This is a genomic window from Sphingobacteriales bacterium, assembly GCA_016700115.1.
In the GTDB taxonomy this organism is placed as follows: domain Bacteria; phylum Bacteroidota; class Bacteroidia; order Chitinophagales; family UBA2359; genus UBA2359.
The window spans coordinates 2,789,086-2,811,651 of sequence record CP064999.1 but is presented as its reverse complement, the minus strand read 5'-3'; the positions used below and the strand labels follow the sequence as shown (position 1 = coordinate 2,811,651).

Sequence of the window (22,566 nt, the reverse complement as noted above, 5' to 3'; positions counted from 1 at the left end):
TTAATTAAAGCGGGTGAAATTAGTCAGAATACAAATAATTTGGCGCAATATGTGAGTAATTTTTCCCGTATTTACTTTTTTTATATCCGGTAAAACCAAAAACATACGACAATTTGGTTCTTTTAGTTGCAACTGATACATTTTAGCCCTTTTATCCTTAATTTTATCGGCCAATTTCTGCCTTATTTGATAAACCTTTAATTTACTTAACCCAAGCTAAATATTAAAAATTAAACTTCACTTAAAATATGAGAAAACTTCTACCTGCCTTAGTTTTATTTTTTCTCCACTTTTCCATTTATGCACAGGTTCCACCTGATACTGACCTTTGTCATTGGGTGGATGCAGGGCCTGACCAAACCACTTGCGGAGGGCAGGCGGTTACCCTGACTGCTACTTTTGCAAACATGAGAGAAACAAACACTTATGCGGTTGGTAATATACCCTACAATCCATTTAGCTTTACCACCGGAACCAATATATTAGTAAACATAGATGATATTTGGTCAAGTGTCATCAACATGGGCTTCAATTTTTGTTATTTCGGAAACAACTACAACCAATTAGTCGTTGGTTCGAACGGAGTAGTTTCTTTTAACCTGCCCTACGCCAACGGTTACTGCACATGGCCGATTAACGCAGCATGGCCTAGTGCAGCACAGAATATGAATAACACCATCGGTTGTCCCTGGCACGATATTGACCCAAGTGTTGGTTTTAATCCCAACCGTATTAAAATTCACGTAGATGGTACAGCGCCTTGTCGCAGATTTATCATCACGTTTTATCAAATTCCGATGTTCAGTTTTGCCTGTAACAGTCAACTTTCATCCCAGCAGATAATTCTCCATGAATCGAGCAATATCATTGACCAACATATTTTGAATAAACCACTTTGTACCACATGGAATAGTGGACGTGCCATACAGGGCATTCAAAATGCGGCGGGTAATGTGGCGGTTGTAGTTCCGGGTCGCAACTCCCCCACTCAATGGACCGCAGCAAACGACGGAAAACGTTTTTATCCGACAGGTGTTCCCACCTATACTATATCATGGCTTCAGGGTGCTACTGTAATTGGAAATACAGCTTCAATCAGTGTAACACCTTCCGCTACTACCACATACACAGTAAGAATAACTTATGTCAACTGTAATGGAACGCAAACCACAGTTACCGATAATGTAACCGTAAATGTAAACCCCATCACGCCCCCACCATTGCTTCCACAGGATATTTGTGCGGGACAGCCTGCTACTTTAAATGCCGGGCCGGGTTTTACCAATTATGCATGGTCTAATGGTGCTTCCACTTCATCCATCACGATAAGTCCTGCTACAACAACCACCTATACCGTTACTGTAACAAACGGAGCAGGTTGTACGGCAAGCAGTAGCGCATTAGTAACGGTCGGAAACAATATTGTTCCTCCTACTATCCCTCCTGCAACGATTTGTCAAAGTGCCTCTATTCCTTTAAATGCCGGAACAGGATTTAGCGATTATCAATGGTCAACCGGACAAACCGGACAAACCATCACCGTTAATCCCGCAGCAACAACCACCTACTCAGTTACGGTAACCAATTCCCTGGGCTGTAGTGGTGTGAGTAATGTTACAATAACCGTCAATCAGGTTACACCGCCGGCTTTGGCTCCGGTAAATGTATGTGCCGGTCAAAGTGGATTATTAGATGCCGGCCCGGGTTATAACGGTTATGCCTGGTCAACCGGATCAACGACACAAACAACTACGGTCAATCCCGCAGTACCCACTACCTATACCGTAACTGTGACGAGTATTGACGGTTGTACAGCAAGCAGCAGTGTATTGGTCAATATCAGTACTTTGACTCCACCTTCCCTGATTGGACCTCCCGTGCTTTGTTCGGGAAGTTCTGCCATTCTGAATGCCGGACCCGGATATGCTTCTTATGCTTGGTCCACAGGGGGAACCGGTCAATCCATAACGGTCAGCCCGACCACCGGAACAACCTACACTTTAACTGTAACTGATGCTTTCGGTTGCACGGCAGCAGCCTCCGTATCTGTTCCTGTTAACCCCCCGCCTACCCCAAGTATCAGTGGTTCAACCACTTTTTGTGCCGGAGGCAATACTACATTGAGCGCACCACCCGGATTTAACATTTATACCTGGTCAAATGGGGGGAATACCCAAAGTATTACCGTAACCGGTGCCGGTACCTATACAGTAACCGTTACAGATGCAAATACCTGTACCGGAACTGCGCAAACAACCGTTACAGTTAATACTAATTTAAATCCATCCATTGCCGGGAATCTTACTCCTTGCATTGGACAAAATACTACATTGGATGTTGGGGCAGGTTTTGCGACCTATTTGTGGACTCCAGGTGGAGCGACCTCTCAAAGTATTAATGTTCCGGCAAACTCCGGAACCTATACTGTTTCTGTTACTTCATCAAACGGGTGTACCGGAACCGCTAATGTGACAGTAACCAATGCGCCTGACCCAACTGTTTCTATCAGCGGAGATACTGATATCTGCACCGGTGTAGGATCGTTGTTGACCGCAAATCCGGCAGGCTATTCACAATATCAGTGGTCGAACGGAGCATTGGGCCAAACCTTGAATGTAACAGCAGGAGGAACTTACTCCGTTACCGTTACCGACTCAAACGGATGTACGGCCAGCACAAGTTCTACGGTCAATCTTAACGATATATCTTTATCGCCTTTAACGGCTCAGCAAACTTGTTTTGGAGGCACGGTAAATCTTTCTGCACCTGCCGGATACAATAACTACGCATGGTCGAACGGTTCAACCGGTCCTGATATCAGTGTCAGTCCTGCAGCTACTACTACTTATACCCTTACAGTAACGGATGCAGATGGATGTACTGCTTCTACAACCGCTACCGTCAACATTACCCCACCACCTGTAGCCTCAACTGATGGTGATTTAAACGCTTGTGTTGGCGATGTCGTGTTTTTGGGTGCAACAGGTGGGGTAGATTATGTTTGGAGCAATGGCGATACGGGTTTTGTTATTGCAGTTAGTCCTGTAACTACAACTACTTACACTGTTACAGTTACCGATGCAGGAGGATGTACGGCTACTGCTGAAAGTACGGTTTTTGTTTCACCGCTTCCGGTACCGGTTGTAACAGCCACACCTCCCGAATTTTGTATCGGAGGAACTTCTATACTTACAGCAAGCGGCGGAACCAATTATTCATGGAGCACAGGAGGGGGGAATGTTCCTTCAGTGGTGGTAACCCCAACCTCTACAACAACTTATACTGTTACCGTTACCAGTGCTGCCAACTGTTCGATTACCTCATCAGTAACAGTAACCGTAAATCCGCTTCCGGTGGTCAATATCAGCGCGCCTTTGGCAATATGCAATGGTCAGGTTGCCAGTTTAACCGCAAGTGGCGGAGTTAGTTATGTTTGGGATAACGGAATGACGGGTGCTACTATTAATGTAAATCCCTCACTCACTACCACATATTCTGTAACTGCCACCGATGCCAACGGATGTACGGCTTCTCAAATTTTTACGCTTGGTGTAAACGGAATACCGCAGGCTATTGCCGCAAGTAACGGGCCTGTTTGTACCAGTCAGTTTATTCAGTTGTTAGGAGATGTTACCGTTCCGGGTGGTATTCCTCCGGGCAGCGCAATTGAATATAGTTGGACAGGGCCAGGCGGCTATACTTCGAGCGATCAAATTCCTTTCATACAGGCCGATACTGCAATTCCGGGTACCTATACTTTAGTGGTAACCGTAAACGGATGTGTTTCTGCGCCTGCCAGTACAGTAGTTGATTTGCTGATAGCTCCAATAGCAACAGCAAGCAACAATGGCCCGGCTTGTGGCGGCAATATCCAGTTATTTGCTACCTCCGACCAACCCGGCGCAACTTATCAGTGGTTTGGACCGGGCATTACTCCTGCTACAGAATTTCAGCAAAATCCAATTCTTACCGGAATGAATGCTCAATCGGGCGAATATACCGTTTTAGTTATCGTTGGAAATTGCCCTGCCGTTCCGGTCAGTACAGATGTGATTGTTACGCCGCCTCCGGTTGTCAATATTCCACCGGTAAGTTTTTGTCAGGGGAATGTTGCCAATTTATCCGCAACTGCAGGATTTGAACAATATCAATGGGCATCCGGTGAAACCACCCAAACCATTACCATCATTGGCAGCGGCACATACACAGTTACTGTTACAGATTTGGCAGGTTGTACAGCCTCTGCAACAGTAAATATCAATACCAGCGCATTACCGGTGCCGGCAATCAGCGGAAACACTACTATTTGTAACGGAGTAGCTACCACCCTGACAGCAAGCGGTGGAACTACTTATCAATGGAGTAACGGAACCAATACAGCAAGCATCAATGTTACTCCTGCAACTACTACTACCTATACAGTTACTGTTACTAATGCGGCAAACTGTACCGCCGAAACAAGCGTTACGGTTACGGTCAATGCATTGCCGGTTCCCGTTATGGACGGACCGGGTGATATTTGCATCGGCAGCAGCGCTACTTTAACGGCATCCGGAGGAGCAACCTACCAATGGAGTGGTGGATTGGGAACTAACAGTTCTGTAACTGTAAGCCCATCAAATACAACGACCTACACAGTAACTGCCACTAATGCTCAAGGGTGTACTGCCACTGCCAATTATCAGTTAATCGTTAATTCGCAACTCACTCCTAATATTCCCGGACCAACTACCCTCTGTGCCGGTTTGTCTATGACCTTAGGAGTTTCCGGTGCTTATACCACCTATAACTGGAGCGAAGGCAGTACTTCTTCTACGATTACTGTTTCTCCGACAACCAATACTACCTATAGTGTTACTGTTTCAGACATCAACGGATGTACCGGAACTGATAATATCAATATCACCGTATTCCCCCAACAATATGTAACGATTACTGCTGCACCTGCTTGTGGTGGAACAGGAGTGTTGAGTGCAACAACCGGTTTCTTCAGTTATTTATGGACTGGAAACCAAAACTCGCCCAACCTGAATGTTAATGCTCCCGGAACTTACACAGTTACTGTAACCGATGCAAATGGCTGTACAGCCAGCGATTCCTATACTTTTGTTCCCATACCCAACCCGACTTTATCTGTACTTAGTACAACCAACCCAACTTGTGGTAATCCAAACGGAAGTATCAATGTGAGTGGAGGAGGTGGAACCGGAACATTAACTTACAGTTGGTCACACAACCTCGGGTTGAATGCATCCACTGCCAACGGACTTACTGCCGGTTCTTATACAGTTACAGTTTCTGACGGTAACAACTGCACGGCTGTTCAAACTGCAACCATCACCAATATTCCGGGCCGGTTATCAATACAATGACCCCAACCAATGCCACTTGCGGAAATGCTAACGGAAACATCAGCGTAACTGCATCAGGCGGAACAGGTGCATTGACCTATGCGTGGTCGCATAATGCAGTGTTGAACAACCCCAATGCAACAGGATTAAATACCGGTTCTTATACCGTTACTGTTACCGATGCCAATAACTGTACCACTTCGCAAACTGTAAGCATCATCAATCTTGCAGGGCCAACATTAGCTGTCAGCAACATTTTTAATGCCGCCTGTGGTTTAAGCAATGGCGAAGCTACGGTTTCTGTATCAGGAGGAACTGCTCCTATTACCTATAGCTGGTCACAAAATCCGGCATTAAACAATTCAACTGCTTCTAACCTTGCAGCAGGAAGTTATACTGTTACGGCAACCGATGCTAACGGATGTCAGGCAATCTTGCCAATTGGTATTGCAAACGAGGGTGCTCCTACTGTTACCCTGAACAGCAGCACTAATGCAACATGCGGGGGAACCAATGGTGCAATCAGTGTATCTGCATCAGGTGGCACCGGTGTTCTCAATTATACATGGTCGCATAACGGAGCTCTTAACTCAGGAGATGCGACCAATCTTGGAGCAGGCAACTATTTTGTTACCGTTACAGACGAGAACAACTGTATTGATGTGGAAGCCATTGTAATTACCAATATCCCCGGACCTACGCTGTCAGTAACAGGCATTACAGCCGCCAACTGCGGCGGACCTACAGGAAGCATAACAGTTTCTCCTGCAGGAGGAACTGCACCATTGACCTATTCATGGTCGCATAATGGAGGATTAAACAGTCCGAATGCAACCGGATTAGTTCCGGGTCTTTATACTGTAACTGTAACTGATAGTAACCTATGTGTTTTTACCATAGATGCAACCGTTGTTGCAACGCCAGTACCGACTTTATTGGTTACTGCCGAAAATCCGGCCAGTTGCGGACAGTCCAACGGTAGCGCAACGGTTAGTGCATCCGGTGGAGTTGGACCTTATAATTATTCATGGTCTCATAACCTTGCTCTAAACGCTAACGCCGCTTCAAATCTTGCTACCGGGGCTTATACGGTAACCGTTACAGATAACAACGGTTGTACGGCTTCTGTTGCCGTTAATGTTCCTACACTGAATGCAGCAGTTTTGAATCTCGTTTCCACTGTCAATTCCACTTGTGGATTAGACAATGGTACTGCTACTATCTCTGCCACCGGCGGAAACGGTACAATTACTTACGCTTGGTCGCACAATATCGGGCTTAACAGTACTAATGCCACCGGACTTGCACCGGGCAACTATACCGTTTCTGCTACCGATGCTACCGGATGTCTGACAACACTTGATCTCAGTGTCAGTGCCGATCAAGTCCCCTCAGTCAGCGTAACCGGAGTTAACCCGACCACTTGTGGAAATGACAACGGAAGTATTCTGGTTTCAGCATCAGGTGGAATAGGTACAATTTCCTACTCATGGTCACACAATCCGGGACTGAACAACCCAAATCCAACCAACCTTCCAAGTGGTACTTATACGGTAACTGTAACGGATGGAAATGGTTGCGAAGCAACTATTTCAGCCGATGTTGCCTCAAGCCCTGCTCCGACAGCAAGCATAGCGCCAACTGCAACGACCTGTGGGTTGGATAACGGATTAGCTTCAGCTTCAAGCACCGGGATTACCGGACCTGCTTACAGTTGGTCAAATGGAATGAATACCCAAAATCTGAGTAATCTTGCAGCCGGTATCTATACAGTTACAATTACCGGAACAGATGGATGTACAGCAACAGCAAGTGCCACGGTGGACACAAGTCCTTTGCCAACTGCAAGTGCCGCACCGGTTGCTACAACCTGTGGATTGGATAATGGAAGTATTGCAGCATCAAGTACCGATATTACCGGACCGACTTATAACTGGTCAAATGGGTTGACCACCCAAACCATTTCAAATATACCTGCAGGCAACTATACCGTTACCGTTAGTGGTGGAGGATGTTCTGCAACTGCAAGTGCTACTGTAGATGTCAGCGCATTACCAACTGCCAACCTAACACCTGTCGCTACTACCTGTGGAATCAATAACGGTAGCCTTAGTGTAACAAGTACCGGTATAACATTGCCATCATATAGCTGGTCTCCTGCGATAGCCGGTAATCCGCAAAATCCAACAGGATTAGCGCCGGGTTCTTATTCCGTTACAGTTACCGGCACAGACGGATGTACTGCAACCCAAACAGCAACAATAGCGGCATCAACTGCTCCGGTACTCAGTACCGGAACTGTAAATCCCGCAAGTTGTGGTCAAACGGATGGTTCTGCAAGCGTATCCGTAACCGGAGGAACAGCCCCTTACACTTATTCCTGGTCTCAAAATCCCGGATTGGACAACCCCAATGCCACCGGTTTAGGGGTGGGTTCTTATGCGGTTACTGTAACAGATGCCAATGGTTGCACCGATAACCATAGCCTTAATGTAACTTCGTTGAACGGACCTCAATTAACTTTAGTAGGAACAACTCCCGCACTTTGTGGTCAAAATACCGGTACTGTAACCTTCAGTTCTTCCGGAGGTACGGGAGCTTTAACCTATACATGGTCTCACGACCCATCATTAAACAGCCTGACTGCATCAGATTTACCCGGCGGTACTTATACAATTACAGTAACTGATCTCAACAATTGCGACAATGTATTGTCGGCTACTGTTGACAGTTTCGACTCTCCGGTTGCAAGTTTAAACGCTACCGGTTCTGACTGCGGATTAACCGATGGAACAGCAACTTTAACCGTATCTAACGGCACGGCACCGTTCAGCTATACCTGGTCGCATAATGCTTCCCTTAATTCACCAAATGCAACAGGTTTAGCGCCAGGTAGTTATTCTGTAACCGTTATCGACGACAATGGCTGTGATGATACAGCAACAGTAATTGTACCCGGAAATATGCCGCCGCCTGCCCCTGTTTGTGGACTAATTACCAATGCCTCACTCGAATTTTTATGGACTGACATTCCCGGTGCTACAGGCTATGAAATTACTGTGAACGGAGTAACAGATACATTACCTGCCGGTACCACAACTTATACTGCTACAGGTTTGGCTCAGGATGAAACCGTTACAATCAGTTTAACTGCTTTAGGCCCTCCTGAATGTGGAAACAGTATAACCGTATCTCAAAGCTGTATCACTTTGTCATGTCCGGCATTAACGCCCGTTATTTCAGGCTTATCGGCGACTTATTGTATTGATGCCGCCGCCGTTACTCTTACCGGAACTCCTTCAGGTGGAACTTTTAGTGGTACAGGAATCAGCGGTAATACCTTTGATCCTGCACTTGCAGGTGAAGGGACTCATACCATCACTTATGATTACAATGATGGTGGAGTTTGCTTTTATACTTCTTCCCTACCTGTTATAGTAGCCGGATTACCGGAAGCAGCTTTCACAGCTCCTGATGTCATCTGTTTAGGCGATCAGGCAGATTTCCAATTTACTGGAACGGCAGTTGCCGGCTCGACTTATTCGTGGAATTTCGGAACTGCAGGAACTCAAACCGGCGCAGGCCCACACAGTATATCTTGGAACAGTCCGGGTAATTATACGGCATCATTAATCGTTACCACTCCGGAAGGTTGTACAGCTCAGTTTTCTCAACCCGTTGGTGTTTCTAATGTAAGTGTTACCGCTACCACGGGTACCGGCTTTATTAACCCGGGTCAATCGGCACAGCTTACAGCTCTTGCCAATTCGGCCTTAAATGGTTCACTGACCTATTCATGGAGTTTAACAGGCGGTACTATTGATTGTACCGATTGTTCTGACCCCATTGTAACCCCTGTTGACGATAATACTACATACACGGTTGTTGCAACTGACGAATATGGTTGTTTGGCTTCCGCCTCACTTAACATAGGACTGATCTACCAAAAATCTGTCCTTATTCCCAATGCCTTCTCTCCAAACGGAGACGGTGAGAATGATATTTTCAGACTCGCCGGCTTCAATGTTGAAACCGTCAACCTGTATATCTATGACCGTTGGGGAAGTCAAAAATTCCAGATGATTGGAGAAACCATTGACAAAGGATGGGATGGAACGTTCAAAGGAAAGGATGCGGAACTTGGCGTTTATGTATATTATGCCGAAGTAACTTTTACCGATGGTTCTGAAGAGTTCTTTAAAGGCAATGTTACTCTTATAAAATAAAAACGGGGTTTGAACCTATCGTTTTACTCCCGATAATTTTATCAATTATCGGGAGTTTTTTTGTTACATACTTCAAAAATTCTAATACCGGCTATGCTATAATTTTACACCACGAGTTAATGGAAAATGCTTTTAAAATCAACTCCTATAAGCAATCTGAGTGGTTTATTTTGGATATTGAAGGAGTATTTATACGAGCTAATTTTAAATAAAAGGTGGCATTAACACCCAGACGGCATAAGAAAATAAATCGCATTTTTACAAATCTGACATGGGATTCCGTATTTGTAAAAACATTGTATTAGCTTTGAGGCATGATAGATCGTTTGCTTTCAGAAAAGATGCGCAGCCTGGCAACAAAAATGCCGGTTATCAGCTTGACAGGTCCAAGACAATCCGGTAAGACAATGCTGGTTCGCCGTATTTTTAATGATTATCGGTATGTCAATTTAGAAAATCTGGAACAGAGGCAGTTTGCCCAACAAGACCCACAAGGGTTTATCCGTTCATTAGGGGCTGGAGTTGTGATTGACGAGGCTCAATATGCCCCCGATATTTTTTCTTATATTCAGGTTGTAGTGGATGAAACCCGGCGAAATGGGGAATTTATCTTAACCGGCTCCCAAAACTTTCAATTATCTGCCCGGATTAGTCAAAGTTTGGCAGGACGAGCTGCAAATTTGTATCTGTTACCTTTTTCCAACGAAGAACTAAAAAAAGAAAACTTGTTGCCTGATGATTACGAGTTGATTTTATTTAATGGTTCATATCCAAGAATATACGACCAACAAGTATCGCCACAGGATTTTTATCCTTCCTATATCGAAAACTATGTAGAGCGGGACGTAAGACAACTGCTCAATGTTGCCGATTTAAGCAAATTCCAGTTATTTATTCGTTTGTGCGCAAGCCGAATTGGTCAGTTGCTCAATTTAAGTGCAATTTCTGTAGAAGCCGGAGTAGATGCCAATACGGTTAAACGATGGTTTTCTATTCTTGAAACCGGTTTTATTGCATTCAGATTACAGCCCTATTTCAAAAATTTCAACAAGCGGCTTACAAAAACTCCAAAATTATATTTTTATGATACCGGTTTAGTCTGTGCATTACTTGGTATTCGCACAAAAGAACAATTAGACACACATTTTATGAAAGGATCTATTTTTGAAAACTTAATTGTAATCGAAACCATGAAGCAGTTTTATCATCGGGGTATTCGCCCAAATTGTTTTTTCTGGCGCGACAATACAGGAATTGAAATTGATTTGATTATAGAAGAAGGTGGCAAAATCTTTCCGGTGGAAATTAAATCCGGTCGTACAATTCAGTCCGATTTTTTCCGAAACCTCGAATTTTTCAATCGCATTTCTGACAATCCACCTGAACTCGGGCATATTATCTATGGAGGTGATAATAATCAATTTCGTTCTTCAGCCACAGTGAACGGTTGGAAAGATATGCCGGTGTGGTGTGACATACGTTAAAACTATTCGTTCTAATATTATAATTCGCCAATACCCACACTCCCGTAAAAAAGAGTATCCTGCTTAAGCGCCTTTAAACTGAATTTTCGACTAATTCTCTTTTAAACTCAGATACTTCGTAATCTAATGCGCTCCCTGAGCAGTTTCAACAGCCTCCTTTTCGCCCAAATAGCGGTCAATAACAGAATGTGCGAGGTAAATCAATGGTGTAAGTACTACCGCCGCCGTAATTTTATAAATATATTGAATAATACCGACCGAAATAACCTGTTGAAAACTCCAGTTTCCAAGTACATAAAAGGCAAGGAACAAAATCAGAAAACTATCTACAAGTTGAGAAATAAAAGTTGAACCGGTGGCTCTTAGCCAAATCAACTTGTTGCCTGTTATGCGCCGGAAATGATGGAACAGTGTGGCATCTAAAAACTGACTGACTAAAAAGGTGGTCAAAGAAGCAAAGATAATATTCATTCCCTGAGTGAAAATACTGCTGAAGGCAGTATTGATATTATACGGATTTCCACCTAAATCTACGGTATTGTTTTCGACCCAGAAACCGGCAGGAGGCAAACCCGTAACGATATAGATAATCAGGAATCCATAAATAATTGCTCCGACAGATAGAAAGGTAATTCTTCGAACACCTGCACGCCCGAAGTATTCGTTGACCACATCGGTTAGAATAAAAACAATCGGCCACAAAACTACTCCGGCACTCAGATTGATGTCCAGTTTAAGACCTCCTACTAATGGAATCTGTGCAGGTGCCCATCCTACCAATTGTTCAAACGAAAAAATCTTTACCCCTATAATTTCGGCAAGTAAGGCATTGGCGATAAAAATGACAGTAAGCCCTACAAAAACATTGTGTTTCCGTTGTTCAAATGTGAGTGTCATATTTAAAATTTGCGATTAGTCATTGATTTCGTTTGAGCGTACCAATTTACTTCCAATTGCACAATGAAGGCAGCGTTTACGACTACAGTACTCGTTGAAAAGTTGTAATAAGGCCTGCGTTTGATGAGCACTTTTTGTTTTAACGCCTAAAGATTTCCAATGGTCAACAATATGATTGGTTTCAGCAGGTAATTGCTCTAAAAGCTGTAAAGCTTTGTCTTTAAGTTCGGGTATATCCCGGGCATTGCCATAAACAAACAAAACCGGTGCAATGGTATTAATAATTATTGTATAAATAGTCGGGTTTCCCAATGTTTTATTGGACGATTTCGACTCTTTGTCAAAAACATAATGATTCTTCCAATACCCTGAAATAGAAACTGAAAGCATATTCTTGTATGCCTCTTTAGTTTCTGCTTCAAGTATATGTGAAAATAAACCGCTTGCTGATTGATGAAACATCAGTGCAAACTGTGCCAATCGTATAGTAGGGAAATTGGGAGGTCTCAATCCTCCAAACTTCCATAAATGACCGGGTAACGACTTCAACTGATGCTTTTGTTGCAAAAACTGAAATTCCTTTTTCAAGGCAACAGGATAATCGTCTTTAAAATCCTGATTCAATAACCCCGACATGCCAAACAACAAAGCTTCCAACTGAAACAGTTTATCTTTGTATTTAGCCAAAATAATTGAAGGCAAGGATTTCGCCAGCAATTCGAAGGGTTCAGCATTGGCTTTTGCCCCAAAACTACGCGCCAAAAACTGATAAAATGTTTCTTCCCAATTATGCAGATTATTTTCCAGGACCTGCATAATGGGCAGGGTTTTTTGTTCGAGCCGCTCCACAAGGAGTCTGTCGAGCCAATTAGAAAGCACAAAATTATCGGTTTGTGGGAAAAACTTTTCACATGGTATCCACCTCGAATTTCCAAGCAGTAAAAGATAATTCCGGTATAAACGCGGATCTAAAAATTTTTGGAGTTCTAAGGTAGGAATATTGCTTCCGGCAGTATTAATTAAAGGGATATCGTCTTCATACACTACATGCAAGATGATATTCTGATAAGCCCCATCGTGCTGATGTTGATGCTTTAACCAATCGGACGATTTAATATGAATTTCAACGTTACCTGCCCACAAAGTATCGCCAATTTTTATTTTGGCATTAAAAAAGTCCGGACCTGAAGAAGTATGTGATTCACCGGTAGAAACTATTTGAACCTCCTCACCGGTTGTTGTGCGCAATCCATTCTGATTGTACAGTCGCAGTTTCCACACATAAGATAAAAATGCTTCTGTCATGGTGCATCAACAAGTTGGTGAAAGTTGGGTTTCGACACAAATTTATACAAAATAACCTTTTGCGCAACTTTCGTTCCTATTGACTCTTATAAATTAAAAACCTTTCGTAAATCTGTATAAAAGTTACCTTACGGGTAGGAATTCATTTACCTTAAAAGTGTAATATTCCCTTTGAGAAACTCCTGCCTGCCACTGATTAAATTTGCGACTAAAGTAAAGACGTAAACCTCCATTTCCTGTGGCTCACCTTTGTAGGTTCCATCCCATCTTCCCTGTGGGTCGTTTGTTTGGTAAACCATTTCTCCCCAACGATTAAAAATTTTAAGTTCCATAAAAGCAATCCCACTATTTCCTTCAACCTGTAAAAAGTCGTTGTTGCTATCTCCATTTGGTGAAAAAGCATTGGGTACGCCGATATAAATCACAGGAATCACTTGAATAGACTGACAAATAGTATCATTACACCCTTCATCAGTCATAGCAATCAGGCATACATCAAAAAACCCGGTATCTTCAAAGGCATAAATCGGGTTTATTTCAGTAGAAGTTCCTCCATCACCAAAGTTCCACAAATAACTATCTGCAAACTGGCTTTGATTGGTAAAGAAGACGATCTGACCTACCTCTGCTAATTGGTTGCTGTAGGTAAAATCTGCTATGGCATTGGTATAGACTTCTACGGTAGATAAGGTGATGTCGGAAATATTACAGGTGCTCGAATCAATAGCTGTCAGTTGTATGGTGTATATACCGGGGTTTGGATAAGTATGGCTCACCGAAGTTCCCTGAGCGGTGTTTCCATCTCCAAAATCCCATAGATACAATACAGCATTGCCCTCTGCCTGCAAATCAACGGAAAGAGGAGCACAGTTGCTTTGAGGCGGAATTAAAATATCTCCTTCGACCAGGGGAGGAGGTGGCAGAAAAAATGTTGCAGTAGCCGTATCCGGCAATGCACAAGGGGTTGAGACGACCAAAGTTGCGGTAATATTTCCCGAAATATTGTACAAATGAACCGGATTGGCTGCTGTAGAAGTTGTGCCATCACCAAAATCCCAAAGGTATGTTACATAATTTCCATAATTGGTAAAAAAGGAAACCTCTTGCGGGTCACAAATTCCGGGAAGCTGATAAGTGAAATCGGCTACAATAACAGTATCGAGAGCTTCAATATTAAAAATTGCCTGGTCGCTGAGGTTACAACTGCCCGGATTAAAGGCGGTCAGCGTAACTGTGTAAACTCCCGGCAATGGATAGGTAATCGTCGCATCAGGGGTAGTAGCAGTTATTCCATTACCAAAGTTCCAAAGATAACTTGTGGCATTGATGCTATTATTAGTCAGTTGAACATCGAGCGGAATACAACCAAAAACAGGGTCGGCTACAGCCTGTGCAATTACGGGAGGTAAAAGGGTAATTGTTTGTGTTGCGACTGCTGTTACCGGACAAGATGGGATTGTGCTTGCAATATTCAAAGTGATTGTATAAGTGCCGGGTTGATCGTAAAAATGGGTGGGATTTGGGTTTGTACTTATATAGCCGTCTCCAAAATCCCAATTGTATGAAACAGCCGGGTTTCCAACCTGGGGAGATACATAAACGGAAAGTTGAGCGCAGTCAATTGCAGGGGTAAAATCGGCGGTGAATGTTGCCGGATCTATTATGGTAATATTCAGGTAGGCAGTATCGGCAATATTGCATGCACCAGGTTTGGAAGCAATGAGCATCACCGTATAATAACCTGTATCGGTATAGGTATAGCTTGGGTTGGTTTGTGTGCTTGTTGCTCCATTGGTACCTAAATCCCAGAAATATTCTGTCGCACCATAACTGGAGTTTTGAAAATTGACAGTTAAAGGGGCACAGCCAACAAAATCAGGGGCAGCGGAAGCCGAAGCGAGCACATAAGGTGGTTCGAAGGCAAATTTTACCGCCCCTAAATTGCAATTGCTCGATTGATTGACATTTGACCATACTCCCGGTGTAGTTGGGAAAGCGCTTGTTCCACCACAACCCGCACAAACCGCCTGATATATGATACCCTCCTTATCAAATCGGCTTGTACCCCCATCAACATGCTCGGCAGCAGTAGTTAAAAAGCCTCCCGACCCACCAAAATAAGAGGCATATTCAACTGCAGAAGCATCTTCTTTGAGTACAAAGAAATAAAAGTCGCTGCCATCTGTTGAAAGTTGAAAGGCATTAGAGGTAACAGGAAGCCCGTTAGTAGTCGAAGTGGAAACACTTGAATTAACCTGACCTCCCCAACCTGAAACATAAACCCGGTCACAGATATCCACTAAAAAAGCGCTTGGTGAAATGTTAGGACCCCCGTTTCCGTTTCCAAAAACGGTAGAAAAGATGGTTGAACTCAAATTGTTGGTCAATTTATGGATATATTGCCCACTGTTTGGAACGCCATAAATTCCAGCCGGAAAAATTGGATATGCCCCGGTTGTCTGTCCTACCGTATAAACATTCAAATCATCGTCAAAGTCCACAAAAAAAGATTGATCATAGTTGTTCGTACCTAAATATGTTGAAGCTAAAATTGCCGTTCCCGCGGGGTTAATCTTTGCAATATACCCATCAACTATTCCTCCTCGATAGGAAGTATATAAAGCACCCGAAGTAACCGGAAAATTGGTGCTGACTGTACCGCCACAAACATAAGCGATACCGGAAGGGTCAATTTTTACCGAATAGGCTGCATCAGCCGAACTTCCACCAATATAACTGCTATATAGTAAGGTACTGAGATTGGGATTAAGTTTCACCAAAACTCCATCTTGTGTACCCCCGCCATAGTTTGTTTGAAAAGCACCGGATGTTGTTGGAAAATTTGCTGAGCGTGTACTTGAAGCAATAAATACATTTCCGGATGCATCTAAAAAAACTTCGCCCCTCGCCTCATCTCCATAATTATACCTCAGATTATTGGCTAAATTGAACCCATCATTATTGTTGCCGCCCAAAAAAGTTGAAGCCACCAAACTGCTGCCAGTTTGATTTAAACGGGTGATGACTATGTCTGAGCCGTTTACAAACTCAATATTGCTAATAGTTAAGCTGTTGCCACCATTAAATGTGTTGTCATAACTTGCAGTCATTGCTGGATAATTAGTACTACTAGTGGTACCTAAAATCAACAAATGATTGTTTGAAGGATCAACGATTAAACTGTGAGGCAACTCACTGCCTGTACTTCCACCGATATGAGTCGAATAAATCAGGGTATTGCCAGAAGAGGAAAATTTTGCGATGCCAATATCTGTAACAAAGTTTTGGATGCTACCTCCTCCCGAATAACTGATTTGAAACGCTCCTAAAGTTGTTGGATAGCCGGGTCCAAAAACTGCACTGCCCGCATATAAATTTCTCTGATTGTCGTAAGTGGCCGTCAGTCCCCAATTGTCTGCAAGTGAACCAGTAAAAGAAGAAAAAACAATAGTCGGATCAATAATGAGCTCCAAATCTGTTCGGTAACCCTTTGGAAAAAAAAATTTTAAACTGTTGCCTTGTAACCTGAAAACACAGGGCACCTGTATTTCCCTGCCGTTGACATATTGATAGGCATAAGGTTTTTGGTCTATCAAAGTACCGACCGAAGTAATGATCTGCAAATTGCCATCAGGTCCGAGCTGAATATCATCAGTTCCGCGATATTCAACTTCAATTTGATCTGCATTAGCATTGGGAGCCACTATAAAATCATATTTTATTGCTTGGTCTGATTGCGTATAAAGACGCAATTCAATACCGTTATACAGATTTTGGTATTGCACTTCCCTATACATTGGAACAAAAGTGGCCCAATTTTTGGGTTCATTGTCAATAAAATAGTTCCGGTATGCAGAAGATGGACAATTGCCTCTGATTTGAGTACCGATGGAATTGATAAAATTGATTTCAAAAGCATGGCATTCAATTGCTGAAAAATTAAGGTCTAAACCGGGATGATGCCTTTGATGATGCAACATATCTAATTGTTCTACATTCATCAACAGAAACGTGAGCTTTTTAGGTTCAACATATAATCGCCCTGCCTTGATTTCGGCCATCGAAAGAATGTTTTGCTGCCATTGGCCTTTGTTCTCAATAAAATATAGGTGATTACCATGCGGCTCGTCTGCATATTCATGTGGATATGAGGCAAATACAATCACAGGAAAAAGCAAAAAAATTAGAACTGTATGAATGCAGGAATAACAAGTATGTTTAAAAAAAGAGGGAACTTTAAGATGTTGAGTGCCGGTTCGAATGGCCATAGTATTAGGATTAAAGTTTTCTGGAAATATAAACTTCATGAGTTGTTCGATAATATAAACGTTAAACGCTTATCGAGTAGTTAAAAGTTGCTTTATTTTTGCCGCATTTATTTTTTAATCCAATAAAATAACGTGAGGTTGGAATTAAATTTAGATAAATAATAGTGGGGAATAGAAAAAAGAGGTTGTGGTTGATATAATTTTGAGTTTGGAAAAAAAATCACCAACCAACAACCCCTCTATTCTTTATGCTTCTTGTTATAACAAACAAACTGGTATCGTTGTACATAGAGATTGACGATTTATTGCTTGACTATACTAACTGCAATCAATCACACTGTATTTTGGGTCATAAACCTCGGGGACGAAAGCTTGGTTTAAGTCCATCGGAAATAGCCACAATTCTTGTATTTTACCAATTATCCGGTTACAAAACTTTTCAATACTACTATGAACAACTCATTTTGGGCGAATTTAACCATTATTTTCCGAAAGCACCTGGCTATAAGCACTTTTTATCATTGATACACAAATGCTTGCCGGTATTAGTGCTTTGGATGTTACGTTCATGTGAAAAAGCCCTCAAAACAGGCTGTTACTTCATAGACGCAACCAAATTACCGGTATGCCATATACATCGTCAAAGCCAAAATCGGGTGTTTAAAGACATCGCTGCCAAAGGTAAGACCTCCACAGGTTGGTTCTTTGGCTTGAAGTTGCATTTAGTCATCAACCAATTCGGAGAAATTGTTAAGTTTGCGTTTACTGCTGGAAATGTGGCAGACAATAACCACAACTTGCTGCGCTATCTGTTGGGCAACTTGCAGGGCAAATGTGCGAAAGACAAAGGCTATTACACCAAACTCTTTGACGAATTTGTTAAACAAGGTTTACAACTTATCCTAAAACCAAAGAAGAACCGTAAAAATCAATATCCCGCTTTGCCTAAAGATGTCTCTCTCAGTAAAAAAAGAGCATTGATTGAATCGGTAAATGATATTCTGAAAACAGTTTGCAATTTAGAACACACAAGACATCGCAAACCGGAAAACGCTGCTACACATTTTATGGCTGCGCTAATTGCCTATCAACACTTAGATAAAAAACCATCTGTTTTTATCCCCAACGAAAATAATTACACAAACACCATCCAATTTGTTGCTTAATATCACTTAATCCCTTGTAAAATAAGGCTCCAATTTCCAACCTCACGTTAAAATAACGAATAAGTAACGACGATTACAAAAAAACAGTTTGAGTTTTACTTTTCCGTTATCAATGTCATTAACCTTTTAACCTATAAAATTTATTGATTTTTATTTGTCTGATGTACTTTCAATATTACTACATGAATAAAAGATTACAATTTCTTGAGCGCTATTTGTTTTTTTTTCTTGGTCTTAGTATCGTTATCTGCTTTGCCGGTTTTAAATATCCTGCTCCATTTTCTCAAACAAGCATCAGTGACTATATTGACAAATACAAAGGTATTGCTATTTTAGAAATGCACCGCACAGGGATTCCTGCAAGCATCACATTGGGTCAAGGTATTTTGGAATCGAGCTATGGTAACAGTTATCTTTCAAGAAATGCAAATAACCATTTTGGGTTCAAATGTCGTAATGACTGGTTTGGCGAGGTTTTTATTCAACATGACGATAAAGCAGATGACTGTTTCAGAAAATACAATCATGTTTATGAGTCATTTATTGACCATTCCTATTTATTAACTACCAGTAAAAGATACGCCGGATTATTTACTCTTCCCCCTAACCAATATCGCAAATGGGCACAAGGACTTCAGGATGCCTATTATGCCTCCAGCAACAGATACGCTCAGTTCTTGATTAATATTATCGAATTTTACGGACTACATTATTACGATACTGCTTCCTATCAAAGATATGTAATTCATCCTGTTTATGCTGACTTGCTCACAAACTATGAAACCATCTATACTTTAACCCCGGTAGCACAAAAAAGCGAATCCACAGCCGCAAATGCACCAATTTCTGACACCAACAATTTTAATTTGATTTCACTTCAAATTGCAAAAACCGAGAAAAACTTATATGCTGTTCAATCAGGAGAAACGCTTTATAAAATTTCACGAAAATTTAACACCTCTGTTGAAATGATTAAACTTTTAAACAAACTCAGGGATACTAATATAAAAATCGGGCAACAACTGAAAATACCGGATTAACACCCCCCTCTTAGTTCTTATTGCAACTAATCCATTTGGTTCTTCGTGCCCTTTAGAAGTTATATATTACTCTTTACTTTGGTCTTCCCAATGAAGAAAAACTTCAAACTCTGGCTAATTGTAATTCTATGTTTGTTAGTCCTTCCTATGTTTTTCTCTGCAAGAGTTGTTATTCCTGTTGAAGAAACAGTTTTTAATGACTGGAATAAAAATAGTTTTTGGTATTACCCCTGGGGTAAATCGGGTGTACATAAAGGAATTGATATTTTTGCTCCTGAAGGAAGAAATGTTTTGTCTGCAGCAAAAGGTATAGTATTATTCAGCGGAGAAAATAAAATGGGTGGTAATGTGGTGGCAATTTTAGGTGCAAAATGGAGAATTTATTACTATGCACATTTACAGTCATTTCAGGTAAGTCCGGGACAATGGGTCAAACAAGGGGAAAAATTAGGTCAGGTAGGTACGAGCGGAAATGCAGCAGGAAAGCCTCCGCATTTACATTTTTCTGTTGCTACTCTTCTGCCCTATCCATGGAATTGGGACAACTCACCACAAGGATGGAAAAAAATGTTTTACCTAAATCCTGATAGGTTGTTGTGGAAATCATTCGGAAAAACCGAAATTAACTTAAAAAGGTGAAAATAGGTTATTTATTGCTTTTTAATACCTTTGCAAAGGTTTCTGAATGACACCGTTATATTTTTCTCCTCCAACCGATGTAAAACATGAATGCTCCCCAACATGTTATCCTGTTGATAGCAGATAGCCTCCGTTTTGATTCAATATATGCAAACAATGAAATTGGTTTACCTTATTTTCTTAAAAAAGGAATTCAATTTACCCAAGCCCGTTCGAGCGGATGTTGGACTTTACCTGCAACGGCTTCCCTCTTTACCGGGCTCATGCCGCATCAACATGGAGCGACCAGCCAAACCAGATTTTTAAACCCCGCCGTTCCAACTCTTGCTGAACAACTCAAGAATTTGGGATATAATACTTATCAGGTTACAGCAAATGTGGCAACAACCCATATTTTTGGCCTGCATAGAGGTTTTGATGAAATTTGCCGAACGTGGAAGATAGTTCCTGCAAAATTTAACCGGCTTCAGCAATTTCTCGCTCTGATTGGAAAGCCACGTTTAAGACGTATGTTGTTTTCAAAGGACTTGCTGATGAATACCATGTCCGAAGACATTGAAGCCAATAAAACATGGCTGCAATATACCCATCAAGATACGTTGAACGAAGCCCGCAACATTATTGCCCAAAATGAAAAAAAGAACGAGCGAAGTTTTATCTTCATAAATTTTATGGAATCCCATTTTCCATATCATGTTGCTCCAACTTTTCAAATGCTTTCATCCGGCTTTTACAAAAAATTCCGAGAATTGGCAAGCCTCTACAATACGCTAAATCAAACTTTTCTCAAAACCGATCAACTACATGTTAAAGAGGATATGTTGCAGGTATTACGCAAACGACAACGAAAAAGTTGGGAGGCTTTAGCCCCGGCAATCAATGATTTTGCCGAGGAAATGCACAAAGACCGCAATACTCTGTTGATGTTTGCCTCAGACCATGGTGAAAACTTCGGAGAGCAAGGGTGGCTTTATCATTTCAGCAATGTTACCGAAGCAGGAAACCGGGTGCCGCTGTTTGTACTTCCGCCCTACCACCAACAATCTTCAACAGTAGATATAGAAGTAAACACCAAAGACCTATACCATACGATAATCAAAGCCTGTGGAGGCGACACCTTGCAACCATCACTTTTAAAAGAGCCTCAAATGTCGGTTCCCGTTATGCAAAGTTATTGGTACAACAACCATGGCAGAACCCTTCCCAAATACAAATACAATCAGATTTGTTTTGTTAATGAAGGCTCCCGTTATCTTTTTCGTGACAACAAATGGTTTGTTGCACCGACTACCAGATTTACTGAAACAGAAACCAACTATGAACCCTTACCCGGTAATTCCAACCCACTTTATGAGTGCATTGATAACCTGGCTTTACGCAATAATATGTTAAATATACTGTCAGACTTTTCAGCCTTTTCGCAAAAAGTAGGAACCGGAAAATAATAAATCACTGAACCCTCTTTTTCTTTCAACACAATCAACTCTTATAAGCATAACAATGAAATTGGGGCATTTCTTGAACTACCGGAGATAAATCATCATCCTTTATCCATATCATGAATTCCAAATCGTTTTTTCTTCCCCTTTTTGGCTTTTATTACCTTCTTTTACTTTTTTTAATAGGTGCTTGTTCCGGAAACACATCAGCGGATGCAATTTCAACTTTTAAAACACCTGCGACAATATCACCTGAAGAAACAGTGATCCGGTTTTTGGAATGGTATAAATCCAACAGGCACGAATTGAATAAAATTCCCCTTGTTCTCAATTCGACAGCTTTAGAGGATACTACAAAACCATATACAGTAAATTTTGAAGGAACAGAACATTATTTATCCGAATTAAAAAAATGCGGGTATCTATCTGAGAAATATCTTTCCTCCTGGAGAGATTATTTTGACAAAGCGGCACAAAACTGGAAAGACAATCCGCAGTTTGAAGGGCCACCTGACTATTTTGATTATGATTTCATCATGTTGTCTCAGGATTTTACCGAAGAGCTGAAAGAACTTAACCTAAGCAATGCTACCCTCAATCAGATTGAAAACGATTTTGCTTATGTAGTTCTGAATTTCAAAGTCTCGCCTATGAAACTAAGTTATCAGCTTTCGCATAATGGTGGAAAATGGCAGATTGATGATATACAAAATATAAGCGGACAAGAATAAAATGTTTATTTTGTAGCCAA

Annotated in this window: 11 protein-coding genes; 8 read left to right on the top strand and 3 right to left on the bottom strand. The window is 41.7% G+C overall.

Features of this window, described 5'->3' with window-relative positions:
* The first annotated feature begins 248 nt into the window (after window positions 1-248).
* The 3 genes from IPM47_10120 to IPM47_10110 all read left to right on the top strand — a co-directional run bounded on the left by IPM47_10120 (window position 249) and on the right by IPM47_10110 (window position 11,061).
* A complete protein-coding gene (locus IPM47_10120; protein QQS31242.1) occupies window positions 249-5,372 on the top strand; it encodes a hypothetical protein in 5,124 nt (1,707 codons plus the stop codon).
* Window positions 5,369-9,577: a gliding motility-associated C-terminal domain-containing protein gene (locus IPM47_10115; GenBank protein ID QQS31241.1), complete on the top strand. Its 4,209-nt coding sequence runs from the start codon at window positions 5,369-5,371 to the stop codon at window positions 9,575-9,577. The genes IPM47_10120 and IPM47_10115 overlap by 4 nt, the downstream gene beginning before the upstream one ends.
* Before the next feature lie 314 nt (window positions 9,578-9,891).
* The gene (locus tag IPM47_10110) at window positions 9,892-11,061 is read left to right on the top strand and encodes an ATP-binding protein (GenBank protein ID QQS31240.1); all 1,170 of its coding nucleotides are present in this window, start codon (window positions 9,892-9,894) and stop codon (window positions 11,059-11,061) included.
* A 123-nt stretch (window positions 11,062-11,184) separates the two neighbouring features.
* Here the strand turns inward: IPM47_10110 and IPM47_10105 are convergent, their stop codons facing one another.
* The 3 genes from IPM47_10105 to IPM47_10095 form a co-directional block, all read right to left on the bottom strand.
* Entirely contained in the window at window positions 11,185-11,958 is a 774-nt protein-coding gene (locus IPM47_10105; GenBank protein ID QQS31239.1) for a queuosine precursor transporter, read from the bottom strand.
* A gap of 15 nt (window positions 11,959-11,973) precedes the next feature.
* Window positions 11,974-13,263: a DUF2851 family protein gene (locus IPM47_10100; GenBank protein ID QQS31238.1), complete on the bottom strand. Its 1,290-nt coding sequence runs from the start codon at window positions 13,261-13,263 to the stop codon at window positions 11,974-11,976.
* A gap of 146 nt (window positions 13,264-13,409) precedes the next feature.
* Window positions 13,410-17,570: a PKD domain-containing protein gene (locus IPM47_10095; GenBank protein QQS31237.1), complete on the bottom strand. Its 4,161-nt coding sequence runs from the start codon at window positions 17,568-17,570 to the stop codon at window positions 13,410-13,412.
* Window positions 17,571-17,779: 209 nt separating this feature from the next.
* Here IPM47_10095 and IPM47_10090 point away from each other — a divergent pair, with 209 nt between their 5' ends.
* From IPM47_10090 to IPM47_10070, 5 genes are all read left to right on the top strand, one after another.
* Window positions 17,780-18,697, top strand: coding sequence for an IS982 family transposase (locus IPM47_10090; protein QQS31236.1), 918 nt, complete (start codon window positions 17,780-17,782; stop codon window positions 18,695-18,697).
* Window positions 18,698-18,879: 182 nt separating this feature from the next.
* Window positions 18,880-19,737, top strand: a complete 858-nt coding sequence (locus tag IPM47_10085; protein ID QQS31235.1) for a glucosaminidase domain-containing protein — start codon at window positions 18,880-18,882, stop codon at window positions 19,735-19,737.
* Between the two features lie 90 nt (window positions 19,738-19,827).
* Entirely contained in the window at window positions 19,828-20,376 is a 549-nt protein-coding gene (locus IPM47_10080) for a M23 family metallopeptidase (GenBank protein QQS31234.1), read from the top strand.
* Window positions 20,377-20,462: 86 nt separating this feature from the next.
* Window positions 20,463-21,821, top strand: a complete 1,359-nt coding sequence (locus IPM47_10075) for a sulfatase-like hydrolase/transferase (protein QQS31233.1) — start codon at window positions 20,463-20,465, stop codon at window positions 21,819-21,821.
* Window positions 21,822-21,934: 113 nt separating this feature from the next.
* Entirely contained in the window at window positions 21,935-22,546 is a 612-nt protein-coding gene (locus IPM47_10070) for a hypothetical protein (protein ID QQS31232.1), read from the top strand.
* Window positions 22,547-22,566: the final 20 nt, after the last annotated feature.